The organism is Saccharibacillus sp. JS10 (assembly GCF_024436065.1).
Taxonomy (GTDB): domain Bacteria; phylum Bacillota; class Bacilli; order Paenibacillales; family Paenibacillaceae; genus Saccharibacillus.
The window spans coordinates 73,822-86,405 of record NZ_JANFNS010000001.1 but is presented as its reverse complement, the minus strand read 5'-3'; the positions used below and the strand labels follow the sequence as shown (position 1 = coordinate 86,405).

Sequence of the window (12,584 nt, the reverse complement as noted above, 5' to 3'; positions counted from 1 at the left end):
CCGGCAACTTACTCGCCTTTGAAGCCGTCTTTGCCTACCCAGCCTTTTTCCATCGCGTACCGAGTCAGTTGTACCCGGTTTTGCAGCTGGAGTTTTTGTAAAATGTTTTTCAAATGATTTTTGACCGTGTGTTCCGAAATTCCTAATACTTCTCCGGCTTCCCGGTTCGTCAGCCCCGAAGCGACTTGACGCAAAATTTCCCGTTCTCTGATCGTAAGCGTATCGTTCTCCGGTTCGCTAGCCGGCGCGGAAAATTCTTTGAGGATTTGAAAAGCCAATTCCCGGCTAAGCGGCGCTTCTTCACTGACTACGGATTTGAGGTATTCGATCCACGTAGACGGCGCCAAATTTTTGAGCAAATAACCTTGAGCGCCTTGCTTCAACGCTTCGAGCAGATAAGCAATATCGTCCGATACCGTGATCATGATGATTTTCACATACGGATACGCGACTTTGATACGTCCTGTTGCTTCTAGCCCGCTCATGCCGCTCATCCGAATATCCATCAAAATCAAGTCCGGCATCCATTGTTCCGTAAACGCAATCGCTTCACTTCCGCTCGATACAACGCCAACCACTTCGAAAAGAGGATCGGTCGATAAAATATCGCAGATGGCTTCTTGCGCATGTTTGTGATCGTCGACAACGAGTACGCGGCAGCGGTTCATGATCGTTCCTCCTTCCGTAGCAACTTCACGGATGTGCGTCCTTGTTTGGAATCCCATATAAAGTCCCAGCCCATTTCTTGAGCGCGATCCGCGATGATTCTTAATCCATAACGACCCGGTACGCTGAGTGGATCATCATCAAAACCTTTGCCGTTATCGACAATCTCGACCGACCATCCGTTTGCCATCGATTGACCGATCACCTCAGCAGAGTCTGCCGACGCGTGTTTGCGAACATTAATAACGGCTTCGCGCACACAAGCGAGCAATTCTACCTTTTCACGACTACCTAATTGCTCGTCTGGCAATGTCCAATGCACCTTCACTTTAATCATCGCTTCTTCCGCGAGTCTTTCAACTCTAGCTGCCATCGATTCTTCAGCAACTGCAGGCAGTTCTACCTCATCTGAAGTCGCAATTTCTGGCGCTTGAGAAGTCTCTTGCGAAAAGCCTGGATTTGGGAAAACAGAATTGGGCTTCGGTTCACGCAAATTCGATAAAGCTTGGCGTACATATCGATTTACTTCATGCACCGTTTTTCTTATCGCACCCAGTTCATTTCCAAGCCCAGAATCTTGAGCCCCTTTTTCCATTCGGTCTATCTTGACGGATAATAGAAACAACGATTGAGCCATTCCATCGTGCAGCTCGCGTGCTAACTCTTCTCTGGCTTCCAAATTCGCTTTGACCGCACGGGCTTGCTCCAACTCGCGCTGAATCCGTTCCAATCTTGCAAACAAACGGCGAAGCAGCGTGATACTGACCACGAATACGAGTACGGGCGTCAAAACATTGCCTGCGTTCATCGATAGGACAGGCATCAAAAATTGATGCCGCACGTATTCCCAAATCCCTACGACGATAGTTGGCAAAAACAAGATCAACCATTTGATTTGCTTATCGCTCATCATTTCCAACCTTCCTTACCCGCAATCCGCGAGCCTTCTGTTTCATTTTAACTAATATCGAAAAGGAAAGGATGGCTCTTTCGGGCTACCTTATGACGTCTTTTCGACTTTTAAAGCGGTGATTTTGTCTATTCTGTTCACTTATTTATCACAATCAGGTACACTATTATGCGGAATCGGCGTATGATTATCTTAAAGTTTACTTGAGAAAGTGGAGGTCGCAACATTGGAATTATACTGGTTCCTTCAAGCTCCGTGGTTTTTGCTCGTTTTAAACGTAATTCTTGCTTTAACTGTCGTTTTTTTGGAACGCCGTGATATTGGAGTCACTTGGGCTTGGATCATGGTTCTTTTCTTCTTGCCGATTATCGGTTTCGTACTCTATCTATTCTTGGGACAAAACTTGAGCAAAATCAAACGGTATCAATTCAGAGAACAAGAAAAGATTTTGCTACCCGGTATTTCTGTGCAACGTCAGCAATTGTTAGAAGACAAACTCGAGTTTAATGATCCACGCACCGCTCGTTACCGCGAGTTGCTTCATATGAATATGGTCGGCGATTTCTCACTCTATACGCAAGACAATGACGTCATTATCTATTCGGACGGAAAAGAAAAATTTGATGCCCTTCTTGCGGATATTGCTCGCGCCGAACGATATATTCATGTGCAGTATTATATTTGGCAAAATGACGACCTGGGTCGACGTCTGATCGACGCGCTAACCGAGAAAGCCAAGCAAGGGCTGGAAGTACGGGTCTTGTACGACGCTTGGGGCAGTAAAAAAGTCGGTCGGCGCTTTTTGCAAAAGTTCCGCGACGCCGGCGGCGTAGCCGCTCCTTTCTTCCCGTCCCGGATTCCGTTTATCAATTTCAAAATGAATTATCGGAATCACCGCAAGCTGGTTATTATCGACGGTTCTTGCGGATATATCGGTGGATTCAATGTAGGTGACGAATACTTAGGCAAAGTCGAAAAGTTCGGCTACTGGCGCGATACGCATCTACGAATCGAAGGTACGGCGCTGATTCAGATGCACGCGATTTTCCTGCACGATTGGAGTCTTTCGATCAAGCAGCCGATTCCCGAAAATTTGTTTTTGAGCGTGTCCCATCCGTTCCCGGGTAAAGTCGGCGCTCAAATCATTTCAAGCGGTCCCGATCAAAGCCGCGAAACGATCAAATTGGCTTATATCAAAATGATGGATCAAGCGCGCGAATGTATCATGATCCAAACGCCTTATTTTATTCCGGATGATAGTATGATGACCGCGCTCAAAATGGCGATTTTGTCCGGCGTAGAAGTTCATCTGATGATCCCAAAAGTTCCCGATCACAAAATGGTGTATTGGGCATCGTATTCGTATTTGGGCGAACTGCTGGATCTTGGCGTCAATTGTTATCTGTATAAAAAAGGCTTTATCCATGCCAAAACGATGGTAGTTGACGGACGCCTTGCTTCGGTCGGTACAGCCAACATGGATATTCGTAGCTACAAACTGAACTTTGAAGTGAATGCGATTTTGTACGATTCACAAAAAGCGGGTGAGCTTGAATCGTTATTCCGCAAAGATATGGAAGAAAGCGAAGTACTGACGCTAGAGCAATACAAACAACGTCCACTGCTGCGTAAAGCTCTGGAGTCGTTCACAAGATTGCTCTCACCTATTTTATAAATCCAATAATGGAAACTTAAAAAATCCGTTACGACGCGTCTTATTGACGTTCGCAGCGGATTTTTTGTATTCAAGCTTTTTCTGTCGGGTATAAATTTGTTAATTACCGCTCAGTTAAACCGGGCGTGTAATCGAGAACAAACGACCCAGTTCAGCGTATTCGTTCCCTGCTAATCGAGCGACCGGACGCAGTTGCTCGGTCAAAATATAGCCATGATCCGCATCATAAATAGACTCCGCAAGTTGGAAGCGCAAAATGCGAGCGATCAATAAATCATGCGTAATCTTGCCATCGTCTGATTTAATCGGCAAATGGCTTTCCAAACGGCATTCAAACCGGACTTTCGCTTCTGCGATCGCCGGTACTTTTACGACATCGCTATCGACCAAAGTCAGTTTCGTTAGATCAATTTCGCTTTCTTCAGGCGATAACATCGCAGCCGTCCGGTTCATTTCTTCAACTAGAGTTTCATCGCAAATGTGCACGACCAGCTCTTGATGATCCGTTACATTCCGAGACGTATCTTTCATCTGCCCATCGGGGCGACGAGCGACAGAGATTGCAATAAGCGGAGGATCGGAACTGACCATATTAAAATAACTGAATGGTGCCGCATTCACCACATTGTGTTCGTTTGACCAAGAAGTCACCCAAGCGATCGGACGAGGTACAATCGTACCTGTCATCAGTTTGTATACAAGCTTAGCATCTAGCTCAAGCGGGTCTAAGTTATACATACGCAAAACCTCTTTTCTGTCGGCTTCATCTACTTCACTTTATAAATGTAGCGTATTATGTCGCTTGATTCAAAGTTAAGCATAAAAAAACGGCCCTCGCGTTTGACTTCAACGCGAAAACCGTTCTGATAACACTTTACACCAGCACAGCGAAAAAGTAAACTTACAATTCGATCTCTGCGGCGCGGGCGTTAGATTCTACCTGCTCTACCGTTTTGCATCCCGGAATCACACAGCTGACCACTGGATTTTTCAAACACCATGCCAAAGCCCATTCTGCCATGCCGACGCCTTCCGGTACTTCGTTTGCGGCGATTTCTTGAACTTGCTTGAGCTTGGCGTCTACATCTTCGCGGTCGCGACCTTTGCGTACATTATCTTCGAATACAGCACCCGGCTTATACTTCCCACTCAAAAATCCACTAGCAAGCGGAACACGCGCCAGTACGCCGAGGTCTTGACGCTCACAAGAAGGGAACACCCGCTCTTCCGGTACTTGATCGATTCGGTTATATACGACTTGGATCGCTTTCGCATTCACTTCCGTCGCTCGATCGGTCTGATACAGATTATCGTTACTTCCGATCGAAATACCCAGATTCCGAATCTTACCGGCTTGCACTTGTTTGTCGAGCATGGTCCATAGTTCATCGTTATTGAAAGCTTCGTCCGAACCGGAATGGAATTGATACAGATCGACATAATCCGTGCGTAACGCACGAAGCGATTCTTCCAATTGCGTCCGAATCTGATCAACGCTCCACGCATTTTCCCAATGATCATGCCAATGATGACCAAACTTTGTCGCCAAGACCCAATCTTCACGCCGATGACGCGATAAGTAATCGCCAATAAAATTCTCCGACATATGGTGAGGGCCGTAACATTCTGCGGTATCGATCAAGTTGATGCCCAGCTCTTGAGCGCGGCTCAAAATAGCATCTGCATCTTGCTGGGTATAATCTTTGCCCCAATCCCCGCCGAATTGCCAAGTTCCTACCCCCACTACCGAGACATTCAGATCTGTTTTGCCAAGTCTTCTATACTTCATCTCCAATTCTCCTTTTCCAACTGCATCGATTAGGTTCTAAATCGGTTTCGAATTTTAGATAACGCTTCCATCATAGGCGATTCGGCGAATATTATCAAATCTATGCTTCATGATTTTGCATAAGAAAAAGCCGCTCTTGACGTTCAAGAGCGGCTTCCCTATCTACAAATCCATTTACATTTTGCTTTTGCTAAGCAAATACAAGAAATAAGGTGCTCCGATTACGGCTACCACGACACCTGTCGGAATATCGGTCGGCTGCAAAATCCATCGCCCGATCGTATCCGCAACCAAAACGAGTAACGCTCCGGCAAGTGCGGAGACAGGCAGCAATATTTGATGCTTAGGCCCTACCAATCGACGAGCCAAATGCGGTCCAATCAAACCTACGAAGCCGATTCCTCCGCTGACTGCGACGCAAGATCCTGCTAAACCAACCGCTGCCGCAAGCAGTAACAATCGCTCGCGCTCGATTGAGGTACCTAGCCCTGTAGCAGTCTGATCGCCCATATTGAGCACGTTCATTACTTTGGCTTTGTAAAAAACAAAAGGCAAGAACAGCACCAACCACGGCAATAAAGCGAGCACAAACTTCCAACTCGTTCCCCAAATTCGACCTGCTAACCATGACGCGACAAACTGGTATTCTTCTGGGCGCAGACGAAGCGTGAGCACGATCATCGCAGCACTGATTCCGGCAGCGACCCCGATTCCCACCAGCAACATTCGCGTAGGAATCAGACCTTCGCCTTTTTTATACGACAAGACATAGATCAGCACAGCCGCTGCCGCCGCTCCAATCAGAGCAAGCATCGGAAGCAAAAAGACCGAACCGCTTACACTCGACGAGTAAAAAGATACATACAGCATAACCATCAGACCTGCTCCAGCATTGATGCCCAGAATACCCGGATCCGCTAAAGCATTACGGGATAGTCCTTGAAGAACGCAGCCGGATACGGCAAGGCCTGCCCCGATCAGAATCGAAATGACGATACGAGGCAAACGGAATTCGAACAAAATCAATTCTTGTTGCGCCGTCCCGCCTCCAAACAAAGTGGAAAACACTTCAATCGGCGACAGTCGAATAAATCCTGTATTCATACTGATAATAAAAGCTACAATAATTAAAATGATAAAAATACCGACTACAAAAATCCCTTGGCTGCGTTTACGCCGTTCGGCTTGATGAATCATTGATCCCATTACAGGCTCCTCCTTTCTTTAACAGCGAGATAAAGGAAGAACGGTACGCCGATCAATGCGACAAGCGCACCAATTGGTGTTTCTTGCGGTGGATTGATCGTGCGTGCCGCAAGATCGGCAAATACGATCAGCAGACTTCCAAGTACGGCCGAACAAGGAATAATCCAACGATAGTCAACCCCAACCAGTTTGCGGGTCAAATGCGGAATAATCAGCCCGACAAAACCTACTGAACCGACGATTGAGACCGCTGTACCGGCAAGAACAAGGACAATCAATACACCAAACAAACGAATCAGACCGGTTCTCTGCCCTAATCCAGTCGCAATATCGTCGCCCAGACTCAAAAGAGTAATCGAACGAGATAACGCAAAAGCACCTAATAATGCAATCACGACAGCGGGCAAAACAATCTGAATCTGTACCCACTGCGTTCCTGCAACTCCGCCTGCATACCAAAATGCAAGGTCTTGACCGATTTTGAAATACAAAGCTACGCCTTCGCTAAGGGCAGTGAATAGCGCACTGACCGCAGCTCCGGCAAGAACAAGTCGAATCGGTGTCAGACCGCCTTTGGAACGCGAACCGATTCCATACACGATTCCGACTCCGGCACCCGCTCCAACAAACGAATAAAGCATAAGACCGAGAAAAGACATCCCCGGGAAAAAAGCAAAGCAGATTGCTAAAGCGAACCCTGCTCCGGCATTAAGTCCTAGAAGCCCTGTATCGGCAAGCGGATTTCGAGTCATGCCTTGCATGATCGCACCTGCGACTGCAAAAGCAGCTCCGACAATTGCGGCACCAATCACTCGCGGCATACGCAATTCGCGAATAATCTGATGTTCCGTCAAATTCGGGTCAAAATGGAATACAGCATTCCAGACGTCCGGTAATGCAATGTCTTTCGCTCCGATTGCAATCGCAAGCGCCATACCGAACAGTAGTAAGATTACACCACCGATCAAAATAAGCGAAGCTGCCAAAGGTCGGGATCGAACTTTGATTTTTTTTGCCGTATTGATTTCTTTTTGTACGTCCTGCAATACATCACCTTTTTTCCGAATGCACACCAAAACCTCCATAGACCCCAAAGGTCTACAGACTTAGTTATAAGCACGCTCAAATGAGATTGATTATCAAAAGTATAGCAGTCGAAAAAATATACGTCCAGACTCTGACGCAACAAAAAACGAATCTATGATATTCAAACTTCTTTTGCTATCTGGCTAGCAACATGATTAATTACTCAATATTTGGGTAAGTATAACGTAATGAGACATCTGTAACACTTTATTAAGCTCATAGGGGGCCTGCATCATGGCAGTTCAAGAGATCAAAAAGGCCGTATTTGAAGAAGAAATATTACGTCTTCATCTAGTGAGTGGCGAATTTTATACGGGGCCCTGCTTTCCCAATCTAAACGACGCGCGTTTTTTTACGGTCAATACACCGGAGCGTTCGGTAACTCTACCTTATTGGGCAGTGAAACGTTTTGAACGTTTACAACACGAACATAACTAAGTTATATCTTTCGTCACATTTTGCACACAGACTCTATCTGCGGCTTTTTTCAAAGATAGAGTTTTTTGTATGAGTTTTTTTAACAAGGAGGAAAACGAATATGAGCAGGTCGGAATCAGATTCGATATTCCAATTGCATACAAGCTTAAAATGGAATCATGAAATATGGTCGGAGATTAAGCCGGTTTACGAGGATTCGTTTCCCGAACATATTCGCAAACCGGAGCGGATTATACGTAATATGCTGCAACATATGGATGCTTTTTTACACGTCGGTCATATTGAAGGGCAACCTTGCTCGATGGCGTTAACGGGGCTGAGTACTGACAAGCGTCTACTCATTATCGACTACATGGCGGTATCCCCAGAGCAACGTAGTCAAGGTATAGGTCAACAAACGATTGCCGCCTTAGCAACCTGGGCGCGTGAAACGCATCATGTAGACGGATTGCTGATCGAAGCCGAAGCTGACGATCGTCCAGAAGGCGTACATCGTCTACGTTTTTGGTTACATTGCGGATTTGAATCTACGGATTATATTCATTCATACAGATGGATTCCTGAAAAGTACCGAGCGATGACCATGGATTTGCAAAGCGAACACCAGCGCCTTGCGCATCCGTTAAGCCGTGATGGACGCGTATTATTTCAGCAAATCGAAGCTTTTCATAAACAAAGTTACGCACGCCGCTCATAATCAGACCACGACAAAACCCCCTACGGCTCTGCACAGAGTCATAGGGGGTTTGTTATGTTCGACTGCTTTAATGAGTCGCATATGCGCGATGTTCAAATAATGCGCACATATATTCCAACGCAGCTAGTTCATCTTGACCTCGTGCGCTAATCCGAATCGTATTGCCGTCATGGATCGGAACCAACATCATTCCAAGCAGACTTTTTACATCAACGATTCGCTGCTGATCTTCATCTCCGCAAAAAAGTTTGATGTCTGAAGAAAACTGTGCCGCTTCCGACGAAATTCGAAGCAGTTCATCGCGATCGAATTCGCCTTCGATTTTAAACTCGTGTACTCTCATAGATGGTTCTCCTTTTTACATAGTCCGTTAAAAAAGGTAGCAGAATTCACATCCAAAATCAAGTATAAATTTAAAGTCTAATCTTATGTTCTAATTTTCATACGGTGTAAACATTTATATCCGTTTATTTTAACCTTGAAACGCGTCATACGAAATTTAAAATTATTGATTATTTTCTGGATTATCGACTTCATTTTGCACCGAGTTAACGCCAAGGGTCAGCTCTTTTTCCCAAGAAACAATGCTGCCTTCTGGATCACGAAAGTCGAGATGGACGATTCCATCACGTCCGGTCTGTTCGTCGGTATATCGATACCCAATCCGCTGACCATTGTTATCGATAAAAAATCCATTGCTTTCAAGTTGCCCTGCTGTAATCGCTTGAGAATACGTGGTTGCAATAAGATCCGAGTCGAGTGTTGAAGAAGAAGCACTTCCTTGGGAAGAAAGTTCTTGTGCCGACTCTTCTGTATTATTCTCCTCGCTGCTTTCTTCATTATCTAAAGATGTTTCTAAAGCTTGTGGTTCCCAAGTCATTTTGTATAGCGAATATCCGGATGGTAATTGCAACAACTGGAACTCGACCACTTTCTCTGATTCTTCCGGCTTTACCTCGATTTCGACCATAGAGTCAGAGTCGGTAGCTGTATCGGCTGAATCAGCGACATCGCTAGATGTATCTGAACTTGTATCTTCATCGGTATTCGTAGACTTTGTCGATTGGCTTGAATTGTCAGCTGACTCAGATGAGGTTGAATCTGTATCGGTTTGCTTCATGGCTGTAGAGTTTGCTGTATTTTCCATCTCGTCGGCTTGCGGGCCAAAACGAATACATCCGCTGAGCAACAAGATGCTGGATAGCGCAGCCGCAACCGCCCATAATTTGATGTACTTTTTACGTTCATTCATACGCCTCGCTCCTTTCCAAATGCTTTTTCACCACATTCCCAATCACTTGAATCCCTTGTTCGATCTGTTCTTCCGGTACACGCGAGAAGCCGATCCGCAACGTATGATGACCTGTATTGTCTGTGAAAAAAATATCGCCGGGCGTAAATACGACACCGAGCTTATAACAATCCGCGAGAATATCCCGGGCGTTCAGCCTAGAATCCAACTCTATAAATACATGTAAGCCACCTTCGCCGCTCATTTCTTGCATCGGAATATGCGCTTGGCAATTATGCACGACCCATTCGTATTTACGTTTATATTCTGTACGTATGCGCTTAAGATATCGTTCGAAATTGCCGTTGTGCAAGTATTGAAACAATAACGCTTGATCCAAAGTCGAAGTATGAATCGTTTGCGCGCGTTTCAGACTTTCCAGATACCCGATCAATTGACGATCTGCGACAATCCAACCTACTCGAATACCCGGGAATAAAATTTTGGAAAAACTGCCGACGTAAGCGACCGAATTTCCGGTTCCCGCGCAAGCGATCAATGGAGCCGCATGCGCACCGGAATACCGAAGTTCTTCATTAAACCCATCTTCGATCACCGGAATTTCATGCTCGCCTAATAGACGCAATAACTCCATTCGTTTATCCGGCGAAGTCACGATTCCGGTCGGGTTATGATAAGACGGCGTCAAATACGCCATATCAAACGTCTGCTCGTTTAACATCGACCTCAACGTCTCGATATGAATTCCGTCACGTTCCATATTTACACCGACGGGCTCGAACCCATGTAACTTCATCATTTTGATCGCAGTGTGATGCGTTGGATTTTCGCATAAAATGCGTCCGCTACGCTTGCCGATCGCCGTGAGAAGTAGATCAAATCCTTCCGTGAATCCATTTGTGATCAAAATATCTTTTTCCGTTAAGTCTACGCCTTTGCTTGTCATATAATTCGTTAAATATTGAATAAGAGGACGGTACCCTTGGGCATAGCCATAGTTCATCAGCACATTGCCTTCCAGCGACATCCGATCCAAAAAAGCTCGCTTGACTCCGTTCATATCGAACAATCGTTCATCCGGTGCAATACTCGTAAACGCGATCATGCCTTTTTCCCACTTGATCCCGTGTTTCATCAAATCCATTTCTTCCGATAAAAAAGCTTGCGGGCTTAATCGTTCGTTCCAATTGATTAGACTCGGCGGTTCTTCCAGATGCACAGCCGCTCTCGAAACGAAATTGCCTCGACCTTTCACCGCTTCGATCCATCCTGTCCGCTCCAGTGCTTCATACGCGCTAATCACGGTTGTACGACTGACTCCAAGTAACCCCGATAACTCGCGCGTCGAAGGTAATTTATGATGTAGCGGCATCAGACCTTGCGTAATCAAAGCTTCGATATACATTTTCAATTGCATATAAGCCGGGCTATCGCCTTCTACTTTAAAATCTTTAAACATACGCTCAGCTCCTTATCTTCTATCATTCCATATTCGGCGCTCAAAGAAAAGAACCGCGGTCGACATCTATAACCACTGTCGTGGCTGAGCAAGATCAAAAAAGACACACGAAAAACAAAACTCAACGCTAAAATAGCGAAAGAAAGTTAAGAGACAGATTTTAGGGACGAGGAGATACTGAGCATGAACGCGTTGTTCAAAAACCGTGTTTTTTTGATTGTCGCAAGTGCAGATTTATTGCAACAACTTGGAATATGGATTCGCAATATGGCGCTGTTATTCTATGTCATGGAACAAAGCGGCAATAACCCGGTCGCTGTGTCGCTATTAACCGCGCTTGAATATTTGCCGATCTTTTTATTTTCGTTAATAGGAGGAACCTTTGCCGACCGGTGGAATCCAAAAAAGACGGTCATTGCAGGTGATACGTTAAGTGCTCTATCGATCATTGTGATTGTCTTGCTGATCTTCGCCGGGCTTTGGCAAGCGGTATTTGTGGCTACGGTCATATCGGCTATTGTCAGTCAATTTTCCCAGCCTTCGTCGGCTATCTTATTCCGTCAGCATATCCCAGCCGATCAAGTCGGGACAGCCGTTGGAATTACGCAAAGCATGATGGCGATTTTTATGATTTTGGGTCCAGTTGTCGGAACTTTTATTTATACCCAACTCGGGCTGTATGCTTCTCTGATTGCACTTGTTATGATCTTCATGATCGCGGCAGGAATTCAGCTGTTGTTACCGGATTCCAAACGTGAAGTTAGAGAAGAAAAGACTTCGCCGTGGACTGACCTTCAAGACGGATTACGGTATGTGTGGGAACGTTCTAATCTTCGACTGACTTGCGTGTTGTTTTTAATTAGCGGCATCTCGATCGGTCTAACTCAACCGCTTGATGTGTTTCTTGCGATAAATCGTCTGGGGCTTCCAAAAGAAGGCGTACAATGGTTAACCGCTTCAGAAGGAGTCGGCATGTTAATCGGAGGTTTGCTTGCAGCAACGATGACCGGTTGGGTGGCTCGTTATCGCAAAAGCGTAATGACTGGAGTGATGTTGATTTGGGCGGTTCTCACTTTTATTGAAGTGTTGTCTATTTTCCCGGCATTGACGGCGAGTACACGCGTACTTTCAGGGCTGTGCGCAGCGTTTTTTGAAGTGATCTTTGTGGCTTTTATGATTCAGGAAGTTAAAGAAGATTATATCGGTCGTGTAAATGGCGTGATTATTCCAATGATGATGGCGGGCGTGTTAATGGGAACTTCTATTTCCGGTGTACTGATGAATATATCTTCATTGTTCGTCGTGTATAGTCTGTCTTCGATCTTGACGTTATCTTGTTGTTTGCTCACTTTACGCCTTAAACTTAGCAAATCGGAAACAAATCCGGTTTTGGTCTGAACTCATAT

General features: G+C 45.5%; 13 protein-coding genes. 4 read left to right on the top strand and 9 right to left on the bottom strand.

Annotation, left to right across the window (positions count from 1 at the left end; translation table 11 throughout):
* Positions 1-8: 8 nt before the first annotated feature.
* Together NOM90_RS00395 and NOM90_RS00390 are read right to left on the bottom strand one after the other, a co-directional pair.
* Positions 9-668 carry a response regulator gene (locus tag NOM90_RS00395; protein WP_255939159.1) on the bottom strand — a complete coding sequence of 220 codons (660 nt, stop codon included), beginning with the start codon at positions 666-668 and terminating at the stop codon, positions 9-11.
* Positions 665-1,579, bottom strand: coding sequence for a sensor histidine kinase (locus NOM90_RS00390; protein ID WP_255939158.1), 915 nt, complete (start codon positions 1,577-1,579; stop codon positions 665-667). The genes NOM90_RS00395 and NOM90_RS00390 overlap by 4 nt, the downstream gene beginning before the upstream one ends.
* 223 nt (positions 1,580-1,802) lie before the next feature.
* On the opposite strand from NOM90_RS00390, the gene cls reads away from it, so the two are divergent.
* Positions 1,803-3,251 carry a cardiolipin synthase gene (gene cls / locus NOM90_RS00385; protein ID WP_255939157.1) on the top strand — a complete coding sequence of 483 codons (1,449 nt, stop codon included), beginning with the start codon at positions 1,803-1,805 and terminating at the stop codon, positions 3,249-3,251.
* 114 nt (positions 3,252-3,365) lie between these two features.
* Here cls and NOM90_RS00380 read toward each other — a convergent pair whose 3' ends face one another.
* The 4 genes from NOM90_RS00380 to NOM90_RS00365 all read right to left on the bottom strand — a co-directional run bounded on the left by NOM90_RS00380 (position 3,366) and on the right by NOM90_RS00365 (position 7,331).
* The gene (locus NOM90_RS00380; RefSeq protein ID WP_255939156.1) at positions 3,366-3,989 is read right to left on the bottom strand and encodes a flavin reductase family protein; all 624 of its coding nucleotides are present in this window, start codon (positions 3,987-3,989) and stop codon (positions 3,366-3,368) included.
* Between the two features lie 163 nt (positions 3,990-4,152).
* Complete coding sequence (locus NOM90_RS00375) at positions 4,153-5,040, bottom strand: aldo/keto reductase (RefSeq protein WP_255939155.1); 888 nt, start codon at positions 5,038-5,040, stop codon at positions 4,153-4,155.
* A 174-nt stretch (positions 5,041-5,214) separates the two neighbouring features.
* The gene (locus NOM90_RS00370) at positions 5,215-6,237 is read right to left on the bottom strand and encodes a FecCD family ABC transporter permease (RefSeq protein WP_370866568.1); all 1,023 of its coding nucleotides are present in this window, start codon (positions 6,235-6,237) and stop codon (positions 5,215-5,217) included.
* Between the two features lie 8 nt (positions 6,238-6,245).
* Positions 6,246-7,331 (bottom strand): FecCD family ABC transporter permease, encoded by a 1,086-nt coding sequence (locus NOM90_RS00365; protein ID WP_255939148.1) that lies wholly within the window; start codon positions 7,329-7,331, stop codon positions 6,246-6,248.
* A 235-nt stretch (positions 7,332-7,566) separates the two neighbouring features.
* Between NOM90_RS00365 and NOM90_RS00360 the strand changes: the two genes are divergently transcribed.
* Together NOM90_RS00360 and NOM90_RS00355 are read left to right on the top strand one after the other, a co-directional pair.
* Positions 7,567-7,770 carry a hypothetical protein gene (locus tag NOM90_RS00360; RefSeq protein WP_255939145.1) on the top strand — a complete coding sequence of 68 codons (204 nt, stop codon included), beginning with the start codon at positions 7,567-7,569 and terminating at the stop codon, positions 7,768-7,770.
* Between the two features lie 100 nt (positions 7,771-7,870).
* Positions 7,871-8,467: a GNAT family N-acetyltransferase gene (locus NOM90_RS00355; protein WP_255939143.1), complete on the top strand. Its 597-nt coding sequence runs from the start codon at positions 7,871-7,873 to the stop codon at positions 8,465-8,467.
* A gap of 67 nt (positions 8,468-8,534) precedes the next feature.
* Here NOM90_RS00355 and NOM90_RS00350 read toward each other — a convergent pair whose 3' ends face one another.
* The 3 genes from NOM90_RS00350 to NOM90_RS00340 all read right to left on the bottom strand — a co-directional run bounded on the left by NOM90_RS00350 (position 8,535) and on the right by NOM90_RS00340 (position 11,178).
* Positions 8,535-8,810, bottom strand: a complete 276-nt coding sequence (locus NOM90_RS00350; RefSeq protein WP_255939141.1) for an HPr family phosphocarrier protein — start codon at positions 8,808-8,810, stop codon at positions 8,535-8,537.
* A 162-nt stretch (positions 8,811-8,972) separates the two neighbouring features.
* Positions 8,973-9,719 (bottom strand): hypothetical protein, encoded by a 747-nt coding sequence (locus NOM90_RS00345; RefSeq protein WP_255939139.1) that lies wholly within the window; start codon positions 9,717-9,719, stop codon positions 8,973-8,975.
* Positions 9,712-11,178 carry an aminotransferase-like domain-containing protein gene (locus NOM90_RS00340; RefSeq protein ID WP_255939137.1) on the bottom strand — a complete coding sequence of 489 codons (1,467 nt, stop codon included), beginning with the start codon at positions 11,176-11,178 and terminating at the stop codon, positions 9,712-9,714. Before NOM90_RS00340 ends, NOM90_RS00345 begins: the two co-directional genes overlap by 8 nt.
* A 183-nt stretch (positions 11,179-11,361) precedes the next feature.
* On the opposite strand from NOM90_RS00340, the gene NOM90_RS00335 reads away from it, so the two are divergent.
* Positions 11,362-12,576 carry an MFS transporter gene (locus tag NOM90_RS00335; protein WP_255939136.1) on the top strand — a complete coding sequence of 405 codons (1,215 nt, stop codon included), beginning with the start codon at positions 11,362-11,364 and terminating at the stop codon, positions 12,574-12,576.
* The last annotated feature ends 8 nt before the right edge of the window (positions 12,577-12,584 follow it).